Source organism: Enterobacter cloacae complex sp. FDA-CDC-AR_0164 (assembly GCF_003071645.1).
Classification (GTDB): domain Bacteria; phylum Pseudomonadota; class Gammaproteobacteria; order Enterobacterales; family Enterobacteriaceae; genus Enterobacter; species Enterobacter ludwigii.
The window spans coordinates 928,128-950,483 of sequence record NZ_CP028950.1 but is presented as its reverse complement, the minus strand read 5'-3'; the positions used below and the strand labels follow the sequence as shown (position 1 = coordinate 950,483).

General features: G+C 55.6%; 21 protein-coding genes. 16 read left to right on the top strand and 5 right to left on the bottom strand.

The features are described from left to right. Positions 1-166 precede the first annotated feature (166 nt). Genes tamA through AM410_RS04630 form a run of 3 tightly spaced genes read left to right on the top strand, consistent with a single transcriptional unit; the run spans position 167 to position 6,020 of the window. Positions 167-1,900 (top strand): autotransporter assembly complex protein TamA, encoded by a 1,734-nt coding sequence (tamA, locus tag AM410_RS04640; protein WP_073397034.1) that lies wholly within the window; start codon positions 167-169, stop codon positions 1,898-1,900. Next, complete coding sequence (gene tamB / locus AM410_RS04635) at positions 1,897-5,673, top strand: autotransporter assembly complex protein TamB (RefSeq protein WP_073397036.1); 3,777 nt, start codon at positions 1,897-1,899, stop codon at positions 5,671-5,673. The genes tamA and tamB overlap by 4 nt, the downstream gene beginning before the upstream one ends. Positions 5,674-5,675: 2 nt before the next feature. Beyond that, entirely contained in the window at positions 5,676-6,020 is a 345-nt protein-coding gene (locus AM410_RS04630; protein ID WP_014168360.1) for a gamma-glutamylcyclotransferase family protein, read from the top strand. 42 nt (positions 6,021-6,062) lie between these two features. Here AM410_RS04630 and AM410_RS04625 read toward each other — a convergent pair whose 3' ends face one another. After that, complete coding sequence (locus AM410_RS04625) at positions 6,063-6,356, bottom strand: hypothetical protein (RefSeq protein WP_059306513.1); 294 nt, start codon at positions 6,354-6,356, stop codon at positions 6,063-6,065. Between the two features lie 511 nt (positions 6,357-6,867). Further along, the gene (gene ppa, locus AM410_RS04620) at positions 6,868-7,398 is read right to left on the bottom strand and encodes an inorganic diphosphatase (RefSeq protein WP_020882913.1); all 531 of its coding nucleotides are present in this window, start codon (positions 7,396-7,398) and stop codon (positions 6,868-6,870) included. 309 nt (positions 7,399-7,707) lie between these two features. On the opposite strand from ppa, the gene ytfQ reads away from it, so the two are divergent. The 5 genes from ytfQ to AM410_RS04590 all read left to right on the top strand — a co-directional run bounded on the left by ytfQ (position 7,708) and on the right by AM410_RS04590 (position 13,980). Beyond that, positions 7,708-8,664, top strand: a complete 957-nt coding sequence (gene ytfQ, locus AM410_RS04610) for a galactofuranose ABC transporter substrate-binding protein YtfQ (protein WP_020882912.1) — start codon at positions 7,708-7,710, stop codon at positions 8,662-8,664. 124 nt (positions 8,665-8,788) lie between these two features. Further along, positions 8,789-10,291, top strand: coding sequence for a galactofuranose ABC transporter, ATP-binding protein YtfR (ytfR, locus tag AM410_RS04605; protein WP_020882911.1), 1,503 nt, complete (start codon positions 8,789-8,791; stop codon positions 10,289-10,291). Between the two features lie 10 nt (positions 10,292-10,301). Continuing rightward, entirely contained in the window at positions 10,302-11,327 is a 1,026-nt protein-coding gene (gene ytfT / locus AM410_RS04600) for a galactofuranose ABC transporter, ATP-binding protein YtfT (RefSeq protein ID WP_025205793.1), read from the top strand. Continuing rightward, positions 11,314-12,315, top strand: coding sequence for a galactofuranose ABC transporter, permease protein YjfF (gene yjfF, locus AM410_RS04595; protein WP_020882909.1), 1,002 nt, complete (start codon positions 11,314-11,316; stop codon positions 12,313-12,315). The genes ytfT and yjfF overlap by 14 nt, the downstream gene beginning before the upstream one ends. Positions 12,316-12,408: 93 nt before the next feature. Continuing rightward, the gene (locus tag AM410_RS04590) at positions 12,409-13,980 is read left to right on the top strand and encodes a methyl-accepting chemotaxis protein (RefSeq protein WP_025205790.1); all 1,572 of its coding nucleotides are present in this window, start codon (positions 12,409-12,411) and stop codon (positions 13,978-13,980) included. Here AM410_RS04590 and AM410_RS04585 read toward each other — a convergent pair. Continuing rightward, on the bottom strand, positions 13,952-14,308 hold the full coding sequence (locus AM410_RS04585; RefSeq protein ID WP_025205788.1) for a helix-turn-helix domain-containing protein: 357 nt from the start codon (positions 14,306-14,308) through the stop codon (positions 13,952-13,954). The two genes, AM410_RS04590 and AM410_RS04585, sit on opposite strands and share 29 nt — an antisense overlap. A gap of 148 nt (positions 14,309-14,456) precedes the next feature. After that, positions 14,457-15,455: a class 1 fructose-bisphosphatase gene (gene fbp, locus AM410_RS04580; protein WP_020882906.1), complete on the bottom strand. Its 999-nt coding sequence runs from the start codon at positions 15,453-15,455 to the stop codon at positions 14,457-14,459. Positions 15,456-15,652: 197 nt separating this feature from the next. Here fbp and mpl point away from each other — a divergent pair, with 197 nt between their 5' ends. Continuing rightward, entirely contained in the window at positions 15,653-17,029 is a 1,377-nt protein-coding gene (gene mpl / locus AM410_RS04575) for a UDP-N-acetylmuramate:L-alanyl-gamma-D-glutamyl-meso-diaminopimelate ligase (RefSeq protein WP_044866774.1), read from the top strand. Positions 17,030-17,120: 91 nt separating this feature from the next. On the opposite strand, the gene yjgA is transcribed toward mpl, so the two are convergent. Further along, positions 17,121-17,672 (bottom strand): ribosome biogenesis factor YjgA, encoded by a 552-nt coding sequence (gene yjgA / locus AM410_RS04570; protein ID WP_014168373.1) that lies wholly within the window; start codon positions 17,670-17,672, stop codon positions 17,121-17,123. Positions 17,673-17,767: 95 nt separating this feature from the next. On the opposite strand from yjgA, the gene pmbA reads away from it, so the two are divergent. The 7 genes from pmbA (at position 17,768) to AM410_RS04535 (ending at position 22,334) form a co-directional block, all read left to right on the top strand. After that, the gene (pmbA, locus tag AM410_RS04565; protein ID WP_108647588.1) at positions 17,768-19,120 is read left to right on the top strand and encodes a metalloprotease PmbA; all 1,353 of its coding nucleotides are present in this window, start codon (positions 17,768-17,770) and stop codon (positions 19,118-19,120) included. Between the two features lie 41 nt (positions 19,121-19,161). Beyond that, positions 19,162-19,548 (top strand): cytochrome b562, encoded by a 387-nt coding sequence (gene cybC, locus AM410_RS04560; RefSeq protein WP_014168375.1) that lies wholly within the window; start codon positions 19,162-19,164, stop codon positions 19,546-19,548. Between the two features lie 318 nt (positions 19,549-19,866). Next, entirely contained in the window at positions 19,867-20,205 is a 339-nt protein-coding gene (locus tag AM410_RS04555; protein WP_014168376.1) for a glycine dehydrogenase, read from the top strand. Between the two features lie 10 nt (positions 20,206-20,215). Next, positions 20,216-20,578, top strand: a complete 363-nt coding sequence (locus tag AM410_RS04550) for an SFCGS family glycine-rich protein (RefSeq protein WP_003830384.1) — start codon at positions 20,216-20,218, stop codon at positions 20,576-20,578. A gap of 2 nt (positions 20,579-20,580) precedes the next feature. After that, positions 20,581-20,880, top strand: coding sequence for a DUF4312 family protein (locus tag AM410_RS04545; protein ID WP_006810338.1), 300 nt, complete (start codon positions 20,581-20,583; stop codon positions 20,878-20,880). 22 nt (positions 20,881-20,902) lie between these two features. Continuing rightward, positions 20,903-21,679 (top strand): DUF4311 domain-containing protein, encoded by a 777-nt coding sequence (locus AM410_RS04540; RefSeq protein WP_014168378.1) that lies wholly within the window; start codon positions 20,903-20,905, stop codon positions 21,677-21,679. 13 nt (positions 21,680-21,692) lie between these two features. Then, the gene (locus AM410_RS04535) at positions 21,693-22,334 is read left to right on the top strand and encodes a DUF4310 family protein (RefSeq protein WP_014882285.1); all 642 of its coding nucleotides are present in this window, start codon (positions 21,693-21,695) and stop codon (positions 22,332-22,334) included. Positions 22,335-22,356: the final 22 nt, after the last annotated feature.

Genomic DNA, 22,356 nt, shown 5'->3' with positions numbered 1-22,356 from the left:
ACACAATAAATGCGCTGAATGAGTCTAGATTTAATCATAAGAAATATTTGGGTGTTACACCCGTTTTCAACCCGTGATGTGGGTTTTTGGCTAACAGGCCGTATTTTGCCGCGGAGCGGCACTTCATTTGCTTCCAGGGTGGAAAAAGGGATATTCAGGAGAAAACGTGACAAAAATCCGCCAGTTATGTTTGGTCAGTTTATTGCTGACAAGCGGGGTTGCCAGCGCGGCGAATGTCCGTTTGCAGGTTGAGGGGTTATCCGGGGCGCTGGAAAAAAACGTGCGTGCGCAGCTGTCGACCATTGAGAGCGACGAAGTGACGCCGGACCGGCGTTTTCGCGCGCGCGTGGATGATGCGATCCGCGAAGGGCTGAAAGCGCTGGGCTATTACGAACCCACCATTGATTTCGATCTCCGTCCGCCGCCAAAGAAGGGGCGACAGGTGCTTATTGCCCGCGTTTCACCGGGTGAGCCGGTCTTGATCGGCGGCACTAACGTCATTCTGCGCGGCGGCGCGCGTACGGACCGGGATTACCTGGATCTGCTCAGCACGCGGCCGAAAAACGGTACCGTGCTGAACCACGGTGACTACGACCATTTCAAAAAAGAGCTGACGAGCGTCTCCCTGCGTAAGGGTTACTTTGACAGCCAGTTCGACAAAAGCCAGCTGGGCATTGCGCTCGACAGGCACCAGGCCTTCTGGGATATCGATTATGACAGCGGCGAACGTTATCGTTTCGGCGATGTGACCTTCGAAGGCTCACAAATTCGTGAAGAGTATCTGCAAAACCTCGTGCCTTTCAAAAAGGGCGATTACTACCAGTCGCGTGATCTGGCGGAGCTGAACCGCCGCCTCTCCGCCACCGGGTGGTTTAACTCGGTGGTTGTCGCGCCGGAGTTTGATAAATCGCGCATAACCAAGGTGTTGTCGCTGCATGGCGTTGTTTCGCCGCGCACCGAGAACACCATTGAGACCGGTGTTGGTTATTCGACCGACGTCGGTCCGCGCGTGAAAGCCACGTGGAAAAAGCCGTGGATGAACTCATACGGTCACAGCCTGACCACCAGCGCCAGTATCTCAGCGCCGGAACAGCAGCTCGATTTCAGCTACAAAATGCCGCTGCTGAAAAACCCGCTTGAACAGTATTACCTTGTTCAGGGCGGTTTTAAGCGTACCGACCTGAACGATACCGAGGCAGATTCCACCACGCTTGCGGTATCGCGATACTGGGACCTCTCCAGCGGCTGGCAGCGCGCCATTAACCTGCGCTGGAGTCTGGACCACTTTACCCAGGCCAACGTCACCAACACCACCATGCTGCTCTACCCGGGGGTGATGATCAGCCGTACCCGCTCGCGCGGCGGCCTGATGCCAACCTGGGGCGATTCCCAGCGTTATTCCATCGATTACTCCAACACCATGTGGGGTTCCGATGTGGATTTCTCGGTAATTCAGGCGCAAAACGTCTGGATCCGCACGCTGTATGACAAACACCGTTTCGTGATGCGCGGCAACCTCGGCTGGATTGAAACCGGCGACTTCGACAAAGTTCCGCCGGATCTGCGCTTCTTCGCCGGTGGCGACCGCAGTATTCGCGGTTACAAATACAAATCCATCGCGCCGAAAGATGATGACGGCAAGCTGATTGGTGCCTCCAAGCTGGCTACCGGCTCGCTGGAGTACCAGTACAACGTCAGCGGAAAATGGTGGGGCGCGATGTTTGTCGACGGCGGCGAAGCGGTAAGCGATATCCGCCGCAGCGACTTTAAAACCGGCGCGGGCGTGGGCGTACGCTGGCAGTCTCCCGTCGGGCCAATCAAGCTCGATTTCGCCGTGCCGGTGGGTGATAAAGAAGAACACGGTTTACAGTTTTACATCGGTCTGGGGCCTGAATTATGAGTTTATGGAAGAAGATAAGCCTCGGGGTGCTGATTTTTATCGTACTGCTGCTCGGTACGGTGGCGTTTCTGGTCGGAACGACGTCTGGCCTGCATCTGTTGTTTAACGCGGCTAACCGCTGGGTTCCCGGGCTGGAAATTGGCCAGGTGACAGGCGGCTGGCGCGATCTGCGTCTGAAAAACATCCGCTATGAGCAGCCTGGCGTGGCGGTAAACGCGGGGGAATTTCACCTCGCGGTGAAGCTGGGCTGCCTGCGGGACAGCAAGCTGTGCGTTAACGATCTGTCGCTGAAAGACGTGAACGTGGCGATAGATTCGAAGAAAATGCCGAAATCGGCCCCCGTTGAGGAAGAGGATAGCGGCCCGCTGAATCTCTCCACACCGTATCCGATTGCCCTCTATCGGGTAGCGCTGGATAACGTCAATGTTAAAATCGACGACACCACCGTCTCTGTCATGGATTTCACCTCCGGCCTGCGCTGGCAGGAGAAAAACCTCACCCTGACGCCAACCTCCCTTCAGGGGCTGCTGATTGCGCTGCCGAAAGTGGCGGACGTGGCGCAGGAAGAAATTGTCGAGCCGAAGATCCAGAACCCGCAGCCGGAAGAGAAACCGCTGGGCGAAACGCTGAAAGATCTCTTCTCTAAACCTGTGCTGCCGGAGATGACGGACGTTCATTTGCCGCTGAACCTGAATATCGAAGCGTTCAAAGGCGAGCAGCTGCGTCTCACTGGCGATACCGATCTGACGGTCTTCAACATGCTGCTTAAAGTCAGCAGCATCGACGGCAACATGAAACTCGACGCGCTGGATATCGACACCAACCAGGGCTCGGTTAACGCGTCAGGGAATGCCCTGCTGCGCGACAACTGGCCGGTGGATATCACCCTGAACAGTTCGCTCAACATCGACCCGCTGAAAGGCGAAAAAGTGAAGGTCAACGTGGGCGGGGCGCTGCGCGATAAACTGGATGTCGGCGTTAACCTCTCCGGCCCGGTGGATATGGTTCTGCGCGCGCAAACGCAGCTGGCGGAAGCGGGGCTGCCGCTCAACCTTGAGGTTGTCAGTAAGCAGCTCTACTGGCCGTTCACCGGCGAAAAACAGTTCCAGGCCGATGACCTGAAGCTGAAGCTGAGCGGCAAAATGACCGATTACACCCTGTCGTTCCGCACGGCGGTGAAGGGGCAAGGTGTTCCGCCTGCGACGATTACGCTGGATGCTAAAGGCAACGAACAGCAGGTAAATCTCGACAAACTGACCGTCGCGGCGCTGGAAGGTAAAACGGAACTGACCGCGCTGCTCGACTGGCAGCAGGCGATCAGCTGGCGCGGCGAGCTGAAGCTGACGGGGATCAACACGGCCAAAGAGGTGCCGGACTGGCCATCAAAACTGGACGGCCTGATCAAAACCCGCGGCAGCCTGTATGGCGGTACGTGGCAGATGGACGTGCCGGAAATCAAGCTTACCGGTAACGTGAAGCAGAATAAGGTCAACGTTGAAGGCTCGCTGAAGGGCAACAGCTATCTGCAGTGGGTGATCCCGGGTCTGCACGTGGCGCTGGGCCGTAACACGGCGGATATCAAAGGCGAGCTGGGGGTGAAAGATCTTAATCTCGATGCCACCATTGATGCGCCAAATCTGGATAACGCCCTGCCAGGGTTGGGCGGTACGGCGAAAGGGTTAGTGAAGGTGCGCGGCACGGTAGAGGCTCCGCAGCTGCTGGCCGATATCACCGCCAGCAACCTGCGCTGGCAGGCGCTGACCGTTGCGCGGGTTCGCGTCGAAGGGGATGTGAAATCCACCGATCAGATTGGCGGTAACCTGAACCTGCGCGTGGAGCGCATTTCTCAGCCCGACGTGAACATTAATCTGGTCACTCTGGATGCCAAAGGTAACGAAAAACAGCACGATCTCCAGCTTAAGGTGCAGGGCGAGCCGGTATCCGGTCAGCTTCATCTGACCGGAAGCTTTGATCGCAAACAGGCGCGCTGGAAAGGGACGCTGGACAATACCCGCTTCAACACCCCGGTAGGGCCGCTGGCGCTGTCCCGCTCTATCGCGCTGGACTACCGCAACGCCGAACAAAAGATCAGTATCGGGCCGCACTGCTGGACCAACCCGAATGCGGAACTGTGCGTACCGCAGACCATTGATGCGGGGGCTGAAGGGCGTGCGCAGATCAACCTTAATCGCTTCGACCTGGCGATGCTAAAACCGTTTATGCCGGACACGACTCAGGCCAGCGGCGTCTTTAGCGGGAAAGCCGATGTCGCGTGGGACACAACCAAAGAGGGGCTGCCGCAGGGTAGCGTGACGCTCTCTGGTCGCAACGTGAAGGTGATACAGGAGGTAAACGACGCACCGCTGCCGGTGGCGTTTGATACCCTCAACCTGAGTGCCGATCTGCATAACAACCGCGCGGAGCTGGGGTGGCTTGTCCGTCTGACCAACAACGGTCAGTTTGACGGGCAGGTGCAGATTACCGATCCGCAAGGACGCCGTAATCTCGCCGGTAACGTTAATATCCGCAATTTCAACCTGGCGATGGCCAACCCGATTTTCTCACGCGGAGAAAAAGCGGAGGGGATGCTCAGCGCGAACCTGCGCCTGGCGGGCAATGCGCAAAGCCCGCAGCTGTTTGGCCAGATGCAGCTTAACGGCGTGGATATCGACGGCAACTTTATGCCGTTTGATATGCAGCCAAGCCAGATTGCGATGAATTTCAACGGGATGAGCTCGACCCTCGCCGGGGTGGTGCGTACCCAGCAGGGGCAAATCAACCTCAGCGGCGACGCCGACTGGAGCCAGCTTGATAACTGGCGGGCCCGTGTCGCGGCCAAAGGCAGCAAGGTGCGGATCACCGTACCGCCGATGGTACGTCTGGACGTATCCCCGGATATTGTCTTTGAAGCCACCCCAAGCCTCTTCACGCTGGACGGCAACGTGGACGTACCGTGGGCACGCATCGTGGTGCACGAGGTGCCTGAGAGCGCGGTGGGCGTCTCCAGTGACGAAGTCATGCTCAATGAAAATCTCAAACCCGTTGAGCAGAAGAGCGCCGGTATTCCGATCAACAGTAACCTCACCGTTCATGTCGGCAATAACGTGCGTCTGGATGCGTTTGGGCTGAAGGCGAGACTGACGGGGGATCTGAAAGTCGCGCAGGACAAGCAGGGGCTGGGTCTGAACGGCCAGATCAATATTCCTGAAGGGCGCTTCCATGCCTATGGTCAGGATCTGATAGTGCGTAAAGGTGAACTGCTGTTCTCCGGTCCGCCGGATCAGCCACTGCTCAATATCGAAGCGATTCGTAATCCGGAAGCCACCGAAAACGACGTTATTGCGGGTGTTCGCGTTACCGGCTCTGCTGATGAACCGAAGGCTGAGATCTTCTCCGACCCGGCAATGTCCCAACAGGAAGCCCTGTCTTACCTGCTGCGTGGGCAAGGACTGGAGAGCGGCCAGAGCGACAGTGCAGCGATGACCTCGATGTTAGTGGGTCTGGGGGTTGCACAAAGTGGGCAGGTTGTGGGTAAAATCGGCGAGACGTTCGGCGTAAGCAATCTGGCACTGGACACCCAGGGCGTGGGTGACTCCTCGCAAGTGGTGGTCAGTGGCTATGTACTGCCGGGTCTGCAGGTAAAATATGGCGTGGGGATCTTTGACTCACTGGCAACACTCACGTTACGCTATCGCCTTATGCCTAAGCTATATCTGGAAGCAGTGTCCGGCGTAGACCAGGCACTTGATCTGCTCTATCAGTTTGAGTTTTAGCAATGCGAATATTTGTCTACGGCAGTTTACGAACCAAGCAAGGCAACAGTCACTGGATGACCAATGCCCTGCTGCTGGGGAATTACAATATCGAGAACTACCAGTTGTATAGCCTGGGCCACTATCCAGGCGCGGTTCCTGGGGAAGGAACAGTACAGGGTGAAGTTTATCGTATTGATAATGCTACACTTGCCGAACTTGATGCCTTGCGCACCAGGGGCGGTGAATACGCTCGCCAGTTGATCCAGACGCCGTATGGAAGTGCGTGGATGTACGTCTACCAGCGTCCGGTCGAGGGGTTAAAGCGGATTGTAAGCGGTAACTGGTTAGACAGAGACCAGTACTGAAAAAAACAACGCCACCGTCAGGTGGCGTTGTTTTTTATGGGCTTAGCTCTCTTCTGTGCTTCGGCGTCGGGTCAAAAACAGCGGAACAAAAAGCATGATGTACGGAGCAACCAGCCATATCAGGCACAGGGCGCGTGAAAAGCCGTAGTAGTTGATGCACCGCGTATTGCTTGAAATGACGGGAATAAAAAACAGTAAAAACAGCAAAATGGCATAATCGCTACGGTAGGGGATCCATAAATAAAACAAAAACCAGGCGAGCTGGAATGCCATGATGCAGAGATACTGCCATTTGCTGTCTTTGCCGTAACAGTCAAACGCCTTTATGTAGCCCATCTTTATGCTGTGAAGAAAGAAACGTAGCATGTAAAACGCTCACGATCGCGACGGTCAGGAGTGTGCTGGCCAGCAACTCGATTAAAAAATAGCTATGGGTGATATTAGTAGCACCTGAGCTCAGGGTATGCCGTTTATTCTACCCGCTGTGCATTGCAACAAAAAGGGTAGACACACCTGTCTTCATAAAGCCCTGAAGCAGACACGAAACGGGCATATTCGTCGGTAATTGTTTTAACGCAGCGAGTAGGGCAAAAGCAGGCTATTAATAGCGTTAGATAATATCAAAGACCTCTATCGGTAAATATCAGGCCATCACTCTCATAATACCCTGCAAGCTCTTCAAACAGGTCGGCTCTGCCGGGGACAAAATCTGGGGTCACAAGCTCATATATTCTGCTGGTTCCTTGAAATGGTACCCGCTATACCGTATTTAGCGTGCCAGTGTCGCGTCAGACGCAAGGCACAAAAAAGCCCCGACTCGCGGGGCCTTATTATTCAGCGGTAAGAATTACTTCTTCGCAGCGCGTTCGAAAGAGGAGATGATTTCCGCTTTCGCTGCTTCTGCGTTTTCCCAGCCGTCAACTTTAACCCACTTGCCTTTTTCGAGGTCTTTGTAGTGCTCGAAGAAGTGAGTGATCTGCGCTTTCAGCAGTTCTGGCAGGTCGTTCACATCTTTGATGTGATCGTACTCTTTGCTCAGTTTGGTGTGCGGAACAGCAACCAGTTTCGCATCTTCACCAGATTCGTCGGTCATTTTCAGCACGCCAACAGGACGGCAGCGAATGACTGCGCCTGGCTGCAGTGGGTATGGCGTTGGAACCAGTACGTCAACCGGGTCACCGTCCAGAGACAGGGTGTGGTTGATGTAACCGTAGTTGCATGGGTAGAACATGGCGGTAGACATGAAACGGTCTACAAACAGCGCACCGCTCTCTTTGTCCACTTCGTATTTGATAGGATCTGCGTTAGCCGGGATTTCGATAACTACGTAGATGTCTTCTGGCAGTTCTTTACCCGCAGGGACGTTGAGTAAGCTCATGTCTGTGTCCTTTAAAATGGATGGTAAACAAGTGGCAGGTATTATAGCCAACTGGCGCTGAATGTCTCCGCCTGTTTTCGTCTTCTCTCCACGTTCTCCCCACTTTTCAGACCGATTCCATGACAGGAAAATCCATAAACTCAGCCGCTTTTTTAATGGTGAAATGAAAGCGATTACAAACTTGTGATTAACGTTTTATTCACTTTTCTGAAGTGTGATGTAACGCAATTCGTTACATATTTCATTGGCTATAGTCATTTCGCAGAACATCTTTTAACCAACAATAAACACCCCTACGAGGACGTTCATATGTGGAAGCGCTTACTTCTTGTCACAGCAGTTTCGGCAGCCATGTCGTCTATGGCGATGGCCGCCCCTTTAACCGTAGGTTTTTCCCAGGTCGGCTCTGAATCCGGCTGGCGAGCGGCAGAAACCAACGTTGCGAAAAGCGAGGCCCAGAAACGCGGTATCACCCTGAAAATCGCCGATGCGCAGCAAAAACAGGAAAACCAGATCAAAGCCGTGCGGTCATTTATCGCCCAGGGCGTTGATGCCATCTTTATTGCGCCGGTTGTGGCCACTGGCTGGGAGCCGGTCCTGAAGGAAGCGAAAGACGCTGAGATCCCGGTTGTTTTGCTCGATCGTTCCATTGATGTAAAAGACAAATCTCTCTATATGACCACCGTCACCGCCAACAACGTTCTCGAGGGCCAATTAATTGGTGACTGGCTGGTGAAACAGGTGGATGGCAAGCCGTGTAACGTCGTTGAGTTGCAGGGGACCGTCGGGGCGAGCGTGGCCATCGATCGTAAGAAAGGCTTCGCGGAGGCCATCGCCAAAGCGCCAAACATTAAGATTATCCGCTCTCAGTCCGGCGACTTTACCCGCAGTAAAGGTAAAGAGGTCATGGAGAGCTTTATCAAGGCTGAAAACAACGGCAAGAACATCTGCATGGTTTACGCCCACAACGATGACATGGTGATCGGGGCTATCCAGGCCATCAAAGAAGCGGGGCTGAAGCCGGGCAAAGATATCCTCACCGGCTCTATCGATGGCGTGCCGGATATCTATAAAGCGATGATGGACGGCGAAGCGAACGCCAGCGTGGAGCTGACGCCAAACATGGCTGGCCCGGCATTCGATGCGCTGGAGAAATTCAAGAAAGACGGCACCCTGCCTGAAAAAGTGACGATCACCAAATCGACGCTCTACCTGCCTGACACCGCGAAAGAAGAGTTAGAGAAGAAGAAAAATATGGGCTACTAAGGCCTTTTCCCTCGCCCCTTACCCCACTCCTCTCCCCAGAGGGGAGAGGGTGTACAAGGGCGGGTAGACTGGCATGAACATTTCCCTCTCCCCAACCGGGAGAGGGCGAGGGTGAGGGGGAAACATGACCGACACACAACACCAGGAAATCCTCCGCACAGAGGGCTTAAGCAAGTTTTTCCCCGGTGTAAAAGCGCTGGATAACGTTGATTTTAGCCTGCGACGCGGTGAGATTATGGCGCTGCTGGGAGAGAACGGTGCGGGAAAATCGACGTTGATTAAGGCACTTACCGGCGTTTACCATGCCGATCGCGGCACGATCTGGCTAGAAGGCAACGCCATTTCGCCAAAAAACACCGCCCATGCGCAGCAGCTGGGGATTGGGACGGTTTACCAGGAAGTGAACCTGCTGCCGAATATGTCGGTGGCGGATAACCTGTTTATCGGCCGTGAGCCAAGACGCTTCGGCCTGTTGCGACGCAAAGAGATGGAAGCGCGGGCCACCAGGCTGATGGAATCCTATGGTTTCTCCCTGGACGTTCGCGAACCGCTGAACCGTTTTTCCGTCGCGATGCAGCAAATTGTCGCGATTTGCCGGGCGATCGATCTCTCCGCGAAAGTGCTGATCCTTGATGAGCCTACCGCGAGCCTTGATACCCAGGAAGTCGAAATGCTCTTTACCCTGATGCGCCAGCTGCGCGATCAGGGGGTAAGCCTGATCTTCGTCACCCACTTCCTCGATCAGGTGTATGAGGTCAGCGATCGCATCACGGTGCTGCGCAACGGCAGCTTTGTCGGCTGCCGCGAAACCCGCGAGCTGCCGCAGATAGAACTGGTCAAAATGATGCTGGGCCGCGAGCTGGAAACCAACGCGCTTCAGCGCGCAGGCCGCACGTTGCTCAGCGATAAACCGGTCGCGGCCTTCAGCGATTTTGGCAAAAAAGGGGTGATCTCGCCCTTTAATCTGGACGTACGGCCCGGTGAAATTGTCGGGCTGGCGGGCCTGCTGGGTTCCGGGCGCACCGAAACCGCCGAGGTGATCTTCGGGATCAAACCTGCGGACAGCGGCAGCGCGCTGATCAAAGGTAAACCGCAGACCCTGCGATCGCCGCATCAGGCCTCCTGCCTGGGCGTGGGCTTCTGCCCGGAAGACAGGAAAACCGATGGCATAATTGCCGCCGCCTCGGTGCGGGAAAATATCATTCTGGCTCTGCAGGCGCAGCGCGGATGGCTACGCCCCATCCCGCGGAAAGAACAAAACGCCATAGCCGAGCGATTTATCCGTCAGCTCGGTATTCGTACGCCGAGCGCTGAACAGCCCATTGAATTTCTCTCCGGTGGCAACCAGCAGAAGGTATTGCTGTCACGCTGGCTGCTGACTAAACCCCAGTTCCTGATCCTCGATGAACCGACGCGCGGTATCGACGTTGGGGCGCACGCCGAAATTATCCGGCTTATCGAAACGCTGTGTGCAGACGGTCTGGCGCTGCTGGTTATCTCATCCGAGCTGGAAGAGCTGGTGGGGTACGCCGATCGCGTCATCATCATGCGCGATCGTAAGCAGGTGGCAGAGATCCCGCTGGATAAACTGTCCGTTCCGGCAATCATGAATGCCATCGCGGCGTAAGGAGTTAATCGTGATGCCCCGTTCGCTTCCGCAAACCGGTGCAACCAGGCGCCGCTTCACCTGGCCTACCGGCACGCCGCAAATTATCGCGTTGCTGCTGGTGCTGCTGATCGATAGCCTGGTCGCCCCGCATTTCTTTCAGATTATCGTGCAGGATGGCCGGCTGTTTGGCAGTCCGATAGACATTTTAAACCGCGCCGCCCCGGTGGCGCTTCTGGCCATTGGTATGACGCTGGTGATTGCCACCGGCGGGATTGACCTCTCCGTCGGTGCGGTGATGGCCATCGCCGGCGCCACGGCAGCGTCCATGACCGTCGCCGGGCACAGCCTGCCGGTGGTGCTGCTGGCTGCATTAGGTACTGGGGTGCTGGCCGGACTGTGGAACGGCATTCTGGTGGCGGTCCTGAAAATTCAGCCGTTTGTTGCCACTCTCATCCTGATGGTGGCCGGACGCGGTGTGGCACAGCTTATCACCTCGGGTCAGATTGTGACCTTCAACTCCCCCGGCCTGGCATGGCTTGGCAGCGGTAAGCTGTTCTTCTTCCCGACGCCGATCGTTATTGCGCTGGTCACATTAGTGGTGTTCTGGCTCTTTACCCGTAAAACGGCGCTGGGCATGTTCATTGAAGCGGTTGGGATTAACATCCGTGCGGCGCGAAACGCCGGGGTTAATACACGGCTGATGGTCATGCTGACCTACGTGCTGAGCGGCATTTGCGCCGCCATTGCCGGGGTGATCGTCGCGGCGGACATCCGTGGTGCGGATGCCAACAACGCCGGGTTATGGCTGGAGCTGGATGCGATCCTGGCGGTGGTTATCGGTGGCGGATCGCTGATGGGCGGGCGGTTTAATCTGCTGCTCTCGGTGATCGGCGCGCTGATTATTCAGGGTATGAATACTGGGATCCTGCTCTCCGGTTTTCAGCCGGAACTCAACCAGGTGGTGAAAGCGGTGGTCGTGCTCTGCGTGCTGATCGTCCAGTCGCCGCGCTTTGTCAGCATCATTAAAGGGATCCGTGGCCATGATAAAACGTAATTTACCGTTAATGATCACCTTGGGCGTGTTTGTGCTGGGTTATCTCTACTGCCTGACGCAATTCCCGGGCTTTGCCTCTACCCGGGTGATTTGCAACATTCTGACGGATAACGCCTTTTTAGGCATTATCGCCGTTGGCATGACCTTTGTGATCCTCTCCGGCGGGATCGATCTCTCGGTTGGGTCGGTGATCGCTTTCACGGGCGTATTCCTCGCAAAAGCGATCGGTTTCTGGGGGATCTCGCCGCTGCTGGCCTTCCCGCTGGTGCTGGTGATGGGCTGCGCGTTTGGCGCCTTTATGGGGCTTTTGATCGACGCGCTGAAAATTCCGGCTTTTATTATCACCCTCGCCGGCATGTTCTTCCTGCGCGGCGTGAGCTACCTGGTCTCGGAAGAATCGATTCCGATTAACCATCCTGTCTACGACACGCTCTCCAGCCTGGCATGGAAAATCCCCGGCGGCGGTCGTCTGAGCGCGATGGGGTTGCTGATGCTGGGCGTGGTGGTGGTGGGGATCTTCCTTGCCCACCGTACCCGGTTTGGTAATCAGGTCTATGCCATTGGTGGCAGTGCCACCTCGGCAAATCTGATGGGAATCTCCACCCGCAGCACCACAATCCGCATCTATATGCTCTCGACCGGACTGGCGACGCTGGCGGGGATCGTCTTCTCGATTTATACCCAGGCGGGTTATGCTCTGGCAGGCGTCGGGGTGGAACTTGATGCCATCGCCTCGGTGGTGATTGGCGGCACGTTGCTCAGCGGCGGCGTTGGCACGGTGCTGGGGACGCTGTTCGGCGTGGCGATCCAGGGGCTGATACAGACCTATATCAACTTTGACGGCACACTCAGTTCATGGTGGACCAAGATCGCCATTGGCATTCTGTTGTTTATTTTTATCGCTCTGCAGCGCGGCCTGACGGTGCTCTGGGAGAACCGACAAAGCTCGCCTGTTACCCGTGTAAACACTTCAGTAACAGAGCCATAACACGCTGAATTTGCTTAAAGTCTAAACATTTTCCGGTAGCGGCCGATACTCTTTTTTTATGCCCAGAAATATCTCGCTACCGGAAATAATATCATGCTTAAAACGCTATCGATTCGTACCGGCTTGCTCTCTTTACTGGCCGTTATGACCCTTCTGCTGCTGATTGTCAGCGGCATTGGCATTTATGCCCTCACACAGAGTTCTTCTTCACTCCAGCGCATCAACCACCTTCAGGGTGAGCAGATGGTGCAGCTTAATTCTGGCTATACCCTGATCCTGCGCGCGCGTAATGAAGCGGGTCAGGCGGTCCGGATGATGGAAATCGGCATGCTGGATGATGCGGCCAAATCGGTGAAAAACATCAATCAGGAGATTGCCCAGGCCCGTAAAACGCTGAAAGGCGTGATCGACGGCGGGGTGGCGGATGAGCAGGGACAAAAATTGCTGGATAAGGTGGCCGCGAGCCTGGCGACCTATAACCAGCAGGGGATCGACCCGATGCTGAAAGCCCTGAACGATCAGAGCGCAGACAGCTATTACGATCTGCTGGAGAACACGCTGATCCCGGTGGCGGCGCAGTTTGATAATGATATGCAGGTCTTTCAGAAATGGAGCGAAGCGCGCGGGAAAGCGGAAGTGAAGGCCGTGCAGTCGAGCAAAAACCGGGTACTGATCCTGATCGTGGTGGCCGCGCTGCTGACGGCTGGCATTATTGTGCTGGCGTGGCTGGTACTGCGTCACATGCTGCTCAAACCGCTTTCGGCCTCCATTGCTCAGCTGGAGAACGTGGCGGCGGGCGATTTAACCCATACGCTGAATGACCCGGCGAGCCAGGAGTTTAACCGCCTGAACGCGGCCATTGAGGGGATGCGGCAGTCTCTGATGAACTCGGTTTTACGGGTACGTGATGCCAGCTCGCAAATTGATACCGGCAGCCGCGAGCTGACGGCGGGGAACATGGATCTTGCCCAGCGCACGGAATCCACCGCGACATCGCTTGAGCAGACGGCCGCCAGCATGGAAGAGATCACCGCCACGGTGAAACTCAATGCAGACAACGCCGAGCAGGCGCACCAGCTGGCGAAATCCGTGTCTGACACCGCCGATCACGGCAGCGAAATGGTCTGCTACGTCATTGAAAAAATGCGTGATATCGCCGGCAGTTCGGCACGCATCGCCGATATTCTGAGCGTCATTGACGGCATTGCCTTCCAGACCAATATTCTGGCGCTGAACGCCTCGGTGGAAGCGGCGCGCGCGGGTGAGCAGGGGCGCGGGTTTGCCGTTGTTGCCGGTGAAGTGCGAAACCTCGCCAGCCGCAGCGCAGACGCAGCAAAAGAGATTCGTTCGCTTATCAGTGATTCTCAGACCCACGTAAACGAAGGCAGCGAGCTGGCGCAGCAGGCTGGCGAAACGATGGATGAGATCGCAACAGAAGTACTGCGCATGACCAAACTGATGCGCGAGATTGCGACCGCGTCCCAGGAGCAGAGTCGCGGCATTGAGCAGGTGAATATTGCCGTGAATCAGATGGACGAAACCGCGCAGCAGAATGCGGCGCTGGTCCAGCAATCTTCTGCCGCGACGCGCTCGCTGGAAGAGCAATCGCGTCAGCTGATGGACGCCATGGCATCATTTAAACTGACGGCTCAGACAGCGGCATAATATTTTCCCGCCCCGGCGCATTCTGTGTCGGGGTTTTATGTGTCGCTGAATTTAATGCGCCAATATTATCGTGAATGTCGCCCATTAATATTTCCAGAGACTGGGTTAATGCTAATGCATTTTCAGTCGGCTCGAGATATAACCCTTTGCGGAAAAATAGCGGCTCGTCAAACAGCTGATTAAAGCGTTTTAATGCCAGACTCACCGCGGGGCGCGACATCTCCAGACGTACAGAGGCTTTTGCCATACTGCCGCAGCGGACCACTTCAATAAAAACAGGGATAAGATTTAAATCAATGCCGGTATTAGCACGGGAATAATTTTTCATGACGATTAGGCTCCAGGAAATATTTGTCAAACTGTTATGGAAATAATGCAGGAGCAAAACCGAATATTAAAGCGTGTTTTTTATAAACACTTATACGGTAAAATATATAAATGAAGCGGGAAGCCTGAAGGGCTCCCCGTGTTATGGGTTATGCGTCCGGATACTCACGGATAAAACGTTCAACGTCATCAACCATATGAGTGTTGCCGACAAAGAACGAACGACGCTGGTGCAGGCTTTCCGGCACGATGTCCAGAATACGCTCTTTACCGTCGCTCGCCTTGCCGCCAGCCTGTTCGGCCAGGAACGCCATTGGGTTGCATTCATACAGCAGACGCAGCTTGCCGTCAGGGTGGCTTGCCGTGCTTGGGTAGAGGTAGATACCGCCTTTCAGCAGGTTGCGGTGGAAGTCAGCAACCAGCGAGCCGATATAGCGGGACGTGTACGGGCGCTGAGTGGCTTTATCTTCTTCCTGGCAGAACTTGATGTATTTCTTCACGCCGTTCGGGAATCGGATGTAGTTGCCTTCGTTGATGGAGTAGGTATTGCCCTTCTCCGGGAAGCGCATACGTTCCTGGCTCAGGCAGAAAACGCCCAGCGAGGGATCGTAAGTAAAGGCGTGAACGCCGCAGCCCGTGGTGTACACCAGCATGGTGGAGGAGCCATAAACGACGTAACCGGCCGCCACCTGGTTACTGCCCGGCTGCAGGAAATCTTCCTCTGTCACCGGCGTGCCAACAGGCGTGACGCGGCGGTAGATGGAGAAAATGGTACCGACAGAAACGTTAACGTCGATGTTAGAGGAACCGTCCAGCGGATCCATCAGCACAACGTATTTAGCGTGTTCACACCCTTCGAAAACGACAATTTCATCTTCTTCTTCGGAGGCGATACCCGCCACGATGTCGCGCGCGCGCAGTGCAGCTTTCAGTTTTTCATTTGCGAACAGATCGAGTTTCTGTTGAACCTCGCCCTGAACGTTCTCGGCACCGCTGGCACCCAGGATATCGACCAGACCGGCCTTGTTGATATCACGGTGGATGATCTTAGCGCCCAGCTTTATTGCCGACAGCAAAGCAGTGAGTTCACCCGTAGCATGAGAAAACTCGTGCTGCTTTTCGACAATAAATTCACCTAACGTTTTCATAACACTTTCCCTGCATCTTTGTGAGTAGAGCGATTGTATGTTCACTAAAACGACTAAAGCCCAACAATCTTAACAAACATTCAAATATTAGCGCAGAGGTGAATCGCGCCAGCAATATACGGATTTACCTGAAATGCGTTTCGCTGTCGCTGACATGTGAGTAAAATGTGCGCCACATTGAAGAAGGATAGTGACGTATGCGCATTCATATATTGGGGATTTGTGGCACTTTCATGGGCGGACTGGCAATGCTGGCGCGCTCTCTGGGCCATGAAGTGACAGGTTCGGACGCCAATGTGTATCCGCCGATGAGCACGCTTCTGGAGAAACAGGGCATCTCTCTGATTCAGGGATACGATGCCAGCCAGCTGGATCCTGAGCCGGATCTGGTGATCATTGGCAACGCCATGACCCGCGGTAATCCGTGCGTTGAGGCGGTTCTGGAACGCAACATTCCGTTCATGTCTGGCCCGCAGTGGCTGCATGATTTCGTGCTGCGCGACCGTTGGGTCGTTGCCGTAGCCGGCACGCATGGCAAAACCACGACCGCCGGAATGGCGACCTGGATCCTCGAAGCCTGTGGTTATAAGCCAGGTTTTGTAATCGGGGGTGTACCGGGTAATTTCGATGTTTCTGCGCGTCTGGGTGACAGCCCGTTCTTCGTGATCGAAGCCGACGAGTATGACTGCGCGTTCTTCGACAAGCGCTCCAAGTTCGTGCACTACTGCCCGCGGACGCTGATCCTCAACAACCTTGAGTTCGATCACGCCGATATTTTTGACGACCTGAAAGCGATTCAGAAACAGTTCCACCATCTGGTGCGCATCGTTCCGGGTCAGGGCCGCATCATCCTGCCGGAAAACGACATCAACCTGAAGCAAACCCTGGCGATGGGATGCTGGAGCGAGCAAGAGATGGTGGGCGAGCAGGGGCACTGGCAGGCGAAAAAACTCAATGCGGATGCCTCCGAGTGGGAAGTGCTGCTCGACGGCGAGAAAGTGGGTGAGGTGAAGTGGGGCCTGGTGGGCGAGCACAACATGCACAACGGCCTGATGGCGATTGCCGCGGCACGTCATGTGGGCGTTCAGCCTGCGGATGCGGCGGATGCGTTAGGCTCGTTCATTAACGCCCGCCGTCGTCTGGAGCTGCGCGGTGAAGCCCACGGCGTCACGGTGTATGACGACTTTGCGCATCACCCGACCGCCATTCTGGCGACGCTTGCGGCCTTACGCGGCAAAGTCGGCGGGACCGCTCGCATTCTGGCCGTGCTGGAACCGCGTTCGAACACCATGAAAATGGGCATCTGCAAAGACGATCTTGCGCCATCCTTAGGGCGTGCCGATGAAGTCTTCCTGCTGCAGCCGCAGCATATTCCGTGGCAGGTGGCCGAAGTGGCCGATGCCTGCATTCAGCCTGCGCACTGGAGTGCGGATGTGGATGCGCTGGCGGATATGGTGGTGAAAGCCGCACAGCCTGGCGATCACATTCTGGTGATGAGCAACGGCGGTTTTGGTGGGATCCATCAGAAGCTGCTGGACGGTCTGGCGAAGAAAGCGCAGGCGGTCGTAGAGTAAAAAAAAGCCCGGTAGCGCTCACGCTTACCGGGCTTTTTCTCCCTCGCCCACAGGGAGAGGGGCGGGGTTAAGGCACTCAGCGATGCTGTGCTTACTCTTCGTTTTCAGACAGCTCACGCAGATACTGGAAAATCAGGCGTGCAGACTTTGGCGGCTTGTTCGCTTCTTTCTCTTTCTGGGCATTGCGGATCAACGAACGCAGCTGCTGGCGATCGGCATCTGGCCACAGGTTCAGTACTTCCGGTACCGCATCATCACCTTGTTCAATCAGACGATCGCGGATCTGCTCAAGCTTATGGAACAGCGCAACCTGCTGGTTGTGGCGGTTTTTCAGTTTGTCCAGCGCCTGGCGGATCGGTTCAACGTCACGCTGACGCAGCATTTTACCGATAAGCTGAAGCTGACGGCGACGGCCTTCTTTCTTGATTTTCTGTGCCAGTTCAATGGCATCGCGCAGATCCTGGTCGAGCGGGAGTTTATCCAGCGCGTTTTTACCCAGTTCTACCATTTCCGCGCCAAGCTGTTTTAACTCTTCGGCGTCACGTTTAATTTCACTTTTACTGACCCAGATGATCTCATCATCTTCGTCTTCGATGTCATCACCGGGAACGTCGTCGAGCCAGTCTTCGGGCTGCTTAGTCATGTCAGGCTCCTTAAAAAAAGAGGCTAATGTTACCAGTTAAGACGCGCACTGAAAAACGGTTCTCTGTTAGACTTCAATTAACTCTCTCTTACAGTATGGCATTTGCGATGAAAGTAACCTCACAAGTTGAAGCGCAGCGTAAGATTCTGGAAGAAGCCGTCTCCACCGCGCTGACGCTCGCTTCAGGTAAATCAGATGGCGCCGAAGTGGCGGTAAGCAAAACCACCGGCATCAGCGTCAGCACCCGCTACGGCGAAGTGGAAAATGTAGAATTCAACAGCGATGGCGCCCTGGGGATCACGGTTTATCACCAGAATCGCAAAGGCAGCGCGTCATCGACCGATCTCAGCCCGGATGCCATTGCCCGTACGGTGCAGGCTGCGCTGGATATTGCGCGTTACACCTCGCCCGATCCTTACGCCGGCGTTGCCGACAAAGAGCTGCTGGCATTCGATGCCCCGGATCTCGATCTTTTCCACCCGGCGGAAGTGACGCCGGACGAAGCGATCGAACTGGCTGCCCGTGCCGAGCAGGCGTCTCTGAAGGCCGATAAACGCATCACCAATACCGAAGGCGGAAGTTTTAACAGCCACTACGGTATCAAAGTGTTTGGTAACAGCCACGGGATGCTGCAGGGCTACTGCTCAACGCGCCATTCGCTCTCCAGCTGCGTTATCGCTGAAGAGAACGGTGATATGGAGCGTGATTACGCCTACACCATCGGTCGCGCGCTGGGCGATTTGCAGTCTCCTGAGTGGGTTGGCGCAGAATGCGCGCAGCGCACGCTGTCCCGTCTGTCGCCACGTAAACTCTCCACCATGAAAGCCCCGGTCATTTTTGCCAATGAAGTGGCGACCGGCCTGTTTGGCCACCTGGTGGGGGCGATTGCCGGGGGCTCCGTTTACCGTAAATCGACGTTCCTGCTCGACTCGCTGGACAAGCAGATCCTGCCGGAATGGTTGACCATTGAAGAGCATCCGCACCTGCTGAAAGGGCTGGCCTCGACGCCGTTCGACAGCGAAGGTGTGCGCACCGAGCGCCGCGATATCATCAAAGACGGCATTCTGACGCAGTGGCTGCTGACCAACTACTCTGCGCGCAAGCTGGGTCTGAAAAGCACCGGTCACGCGGGCGGCATTCACAACTGGCGAATCGCGGGTCAGGGCCTGAGCTTTGAGCAGATGCTTAAAGAGATGGGCACCGGTCTGGTCGTCACCGAGTTAATGGGCCAGGGCGTAAGCGGCATTACCGGCGATTATTCGCGCGGCGCGGCGGGCTTCTGGGTTGAGAACGGTGAAATTCAGTATCCGGTTAGCGAAATTACCATCGCCGGCAACCTGAAAGACATGTGGCGCAATATTGTTACTGTCGGTAACGATATTGAAACACGTAGCAATATACAGTGTGGTTCAGTCCTCTTACCGGAGATGAAAATCGCCGGGCAGTAATACCTGTAAAGGCGTTTTAATAATAAAAAAGGAAGTGAGCAATGCGTAAACACCTGTTAGCGATCGTCGCAGCGTCAACGCTGGTTCTTGGTTCTTCTGCGTTTGCTGCCGATCTTGAAGACGACATGGGCATCCTCAGTGAAAACCTGAAGGTGGTGCAGAAAACGGACAATGCGGCGGAAATGAAAGGCGCATTGACCAAAATGCGTGAAGCGGCACTGGACGCGCAGAAATCCACGCCGCCAAAGCTGGAAAATAAAGCGGCAGACAGCGCTGAGATGAAAGACTACCGCCACGGCTTTGACGTGCTGGTCGGCCAGATTGACGGTGCACTGAAGCTTGCCAACGAAGGCAAAGTGAAGGAAGCCCAGGCGGCAGCCGACCAGTTTGTGACCACGCGTAATACCTATCACAAAAAGTATCGTTGATTCTCGGTACGCGCTTTCCCCGTGCGGGGGCGGTTAATCGCCCCCGCATGTTTGCTTTCCGGGCATAAGAAAACCTTATCCACCTCACATATTTGCACGCCTGCCCATAATCTTTTTCGCTCCCACGCCCCCTTAATTGCCGTCAGATAGCGTGATATTCATCACGTAAATACAGTGATTTATCTATATTCAGCATATTTATGTGGCACAGATCACTGCCGGTGCTCGCCTTTCCACTTCGAAGTGGAAAACAACTCGCTACAAACAATTCCCCCCCAACGTTAGTTTTATTCCAGAGCCATTAACGGGGTAAGACGAGTGATTAACGGAGCGGTAATGAACGACGTTGGAGATCAGGCGGTGCAAACAGAGCAGCTCGCTAACACCATGCTGGCGCAGGTGTATGCCCTGCTGGCCCGGCACAACATCATCCCCAACGCAGTACAGGAACAGATGCTCACCTCCCACGTTCGCGCGATGGCGCACCGGTCCGTGACCGGCGAGCCGCTGCCGGAGGTTGAAGCCGAGCTGTTCGACGAAATTTCTCCCGATTCAATGCGGCTTGCCCGTGAAGTGGTCGCGCAGTTTGGCAACCTTCCTGATGAAGAGGCCTGGCTGCTCTCCGTTCACTTCGAAGTCGCGAAAGACAACCTTTAAGGAGCAACACATGGAACAGATTACAGTCGTGATTGGCGATCGCCTGGGTAAAGGTCAGAAAGTGGCGGCAGGCGTTGAAAAAGCCGGTGGACGCGCGGTTGTCGTGCCGGGTGTGGCGGCAGACATGAAGCTCGGGGACGTGATGAAAGCGGAAAATGCCACCTTCGGCATCTCCTTCTGCGGCAGCGGCGGCGCGGGTGCCATCACCGCACAAACCAAATATGGCTACAAAGCCAAATACGGCATGCGTTCAGTGGATGAAGGCGTCACCGCCATCAATGAAGGCTGCAATGTGCTGGGCTTTGGCTTTATGGATAAAGAAGAGCTGGGCGAGCGTCTGGTTCAGGCGTGGCAGAAGAAACACGGCGCATAAGCATGAAAGAACAGTTCACAACCACGGTGAGAGTGAAGGGCAAAGGCGACGCTAAAGCGCGCGCCTTCGCTGATGCGCTCAACCACGTTCAGGCCGCGGTGATGAAAGCCTCACCGCATATCTTACTGCGTATTGAGCCACAGGATGTGCAGGTCGTTCAGGCGCAAGAAGCGGTGCGTAAAGAAGCTTTTCTGTTCTTCTTTTTGCGCCGGGAAAGACGCACCTACAGCGTGGAGCTGGATGTGACCGTCAACGTGACTGCCATCAATCTCGACCAGGTGGATTTCGTCACGCAACGCTGATTATTCATAAAAGGGCAGACTGATGTTCTTAATTATATTAATAAAATCGCTCATCATTGGCGGCCTGGTTGGCGTCGGTGTGGGGGCCGGGGCTGCACGCATGTTTCATGCGCCTACCACTCAGGGTATGGGCGCGTTTCGTACGTTGGGGGAACTGAACTCCTGTGAAGGGGATCCGGCTTCTCACTTCTCCTTTGGGTTAGGCTTCTTCTTTAACGCCTGGGCCTCTTCCGTGGCTGCAGGGGCATTCACACAGGACGTTGACCACCGCATCATCCCGAACTGGGGTGCTGCAGCACTGATGATTAAAAACCGTAACGTCGGCGAAACGCTGCACGATCCGCGCAAAATGGCGATTGCCTGCGGCGTAATCGGCATGATTGTCGTCACCTTCCTTAACCTCACCGCCTCTTCTGTTCCGGCTGCGCTTCAGGTAACCGCCGTGAAGGTGCTGGTGCCTGCAGCAAACCTGCTGGTCAACACCGTGATGCCGGTGATCTTCTGGCTGGCCGCCATCGATGCGGGTAAAAAATCGGGCTTCTGGGCCACCATTTTTGGCGGCGCGGCGCAGCTGATCATGGGTAACGCCGTACCGGGTCTGGTGCTGGGTATCCTGATCGGTAAGGGCGTTGAAGAGAGCGGATGGAACCACGTCACCAAAGTGATGATGGCGGCCATCGTGGCGCTGTTCGTGCTGAGCGGTTTCTTCCGTGGCTTCGACATGAAGATGATCGAATCCTTCCATCTGACCGTGCCGAACTGGCTCGACATGATCCACAACGCGCTCAGCGGTAAATAACAGGAGCCTCGACATGGAACAGAATAAAGGTTTTTGGTATGCCGACTGGTCGTTCCCGATCTTCGTTGGCCTGCTCTCTTCCGGTGTTTTCGCCGGGACGCATATGTACTACCTCTACGGCATCGGCGCGTTCAACGAAGTGGCCTTCGTGGCGATGCTGAAAGCGGGGATGGATACCGGCGTTTACGGCGCGGTGGCGGCGTTCGGTGCCAGCTTCTTGTTCGCCCGTATTATCGAAGGGTCGCTGGTCGGTATCCTTGATATCGGCGGGGCGATCCAGACCGGGGTGGGCCTCGGGGTTCCGGCGCTGCTGCTGGGCGCGGGCATCATGTTCCCGGTGACCAACTTTATCGCCGCGCTGATCACCGGCCTGGTGATTGGCCTGGCAATTGGCTACGTCATCATCCTGGCGCGTAAGTTCACCATCAATCAGAGCAACTCCACCTACGGGGCGGACGTGATGATGGGGGCCGGTAACGCCTCCGGTCGTTTCCTCGGGCCGTTGATTATCCTCAGCGCCATGACCGCCTCCATTCCTATTGGTGTCGGCTCTCTGGTGGGTGCGCTGCTGTTCTATATCTGGCAGAAGCCGATTACCGGTGGCGCCATTCTCGGTGCAATGATTCTGGGCTGGCTGTTCCCGGTCGCCCTTTAATGCCCGCGGGCGCCCCGGCGCC

Coding starts and splice junctions, on each gene's coding strand:
- AM410_RS04545 (WP_006810338.1), top strand. CDS start 20,581: ATGAAAGAACAGTTCACAACCACGGTGAGAGTGAAGGGCAAAGGCGAC.
- ytfR (WP_020882911.1), top strand. CDS start 8,789: ATGACCGACACACAACACCAGGAAATCCTCCGCACAGAGGGCTTAAGC.
- fbp (WP_020882906.1), bottom strand. CDS start 15,455: ATGAAAACGTTAGGTGAATTTATTGTCGAAAAGCAGCACGAGTTTTCT.
- yjgA (WP_014168373.1), bottom strand. CDS start 17,672: ATGACTAAGCAGCCCGAAGACTGGCTCGACGACGTTCCCGGTGATGAC.
- cybC (WP_014168375.1), top strand. CDS start 19,162: ATGCGTAAACACCTGTTAGCGATCGTCGCAGCGTCAACGCTGGTTCTT.
- tamB (WP_073397036.1), top strand. CDS start 1,897: ATGAGTTTATGGAAGAAGATAAGCCTCGGGGTGCTGATTTTTATCGTA.
- AM410_RS04550 (WP_003830384.1), top strand. CDS start 20,216: ATGGAACAGATTACAGTCGTGATTGGCGATCGCCTGGGTAAAGGTCAG.
- AM410_RS04630 (WP_014168360.1), top strand. CDS start 5,676: ATGCGAATATTTGTCTACGGCAGTTTACGAACCAAGCAAGGCAACAGT.
- AM410_RS04590 (WP_025205790.1), top strand. CDS start 12,409: ATGCTTAAAACGCTATCGATTCGTACCGGCTTGCTCTCTTTACTGGCC.
- yjfF (WP_020882909.1), top strand. CDS start 11,314: ATGATAAAACGTAATTTACCGTTAATGATCACCTTGGGCGTGTTTGTG.
- mpl (WP_044866774.1), top strand. CDS start 15,653: ATGCGCATTCATATATTGGGGATTTGTGGCACTTTCATGGGCGGACTG.
- AM410_RS04535 (WP_014882285.1), top strand. CDS start 21,693: ATGGAACAGAATAAAGGTTTTTGGTATGCCGACTGGTCGTTCCCGATC.
- ppa (WP_020882913.1), bottom strand. CDS start 7,398: ATGAGCTTACTCAACGTCCCTGCGGGTAAAGAACTGCCAGAAGACATC.
- AM410_RS04585 (WP_025205788.1), bottom strand. CDS start 14,308: ATGAAAAATTATTCCCGTGCTAATACCGGCATTGATTTAAATCTTATC.
- ytfQ (WP_020882912.1), top strand. CDS start 7,708: ATGTGGAAGCGCTTACTTCTTGTCACAGCAGTTTCGGCAGCCATGTCG.
- AM410_RS04540 (WP_014168378.1), top strand. CDS start 20,903: ATGTTCTTAATTATATTAATAAAATCGCTCATCATTGGCGGCCTGGTT.
- AM410_RS04625 (WP_059306513.1), bottom strand. CDS start 6,356: ATGGGCTACATAAAGGCGTTTGACTGTTACGGCAAAGACAGCAAATGG.
- pmbA (WP_108647588.1), top strand. CDS start 17,768: ATGGCATTTGCGATGAAAGTAACCTCACAAGTTGAAGCGCAGCGTAAG.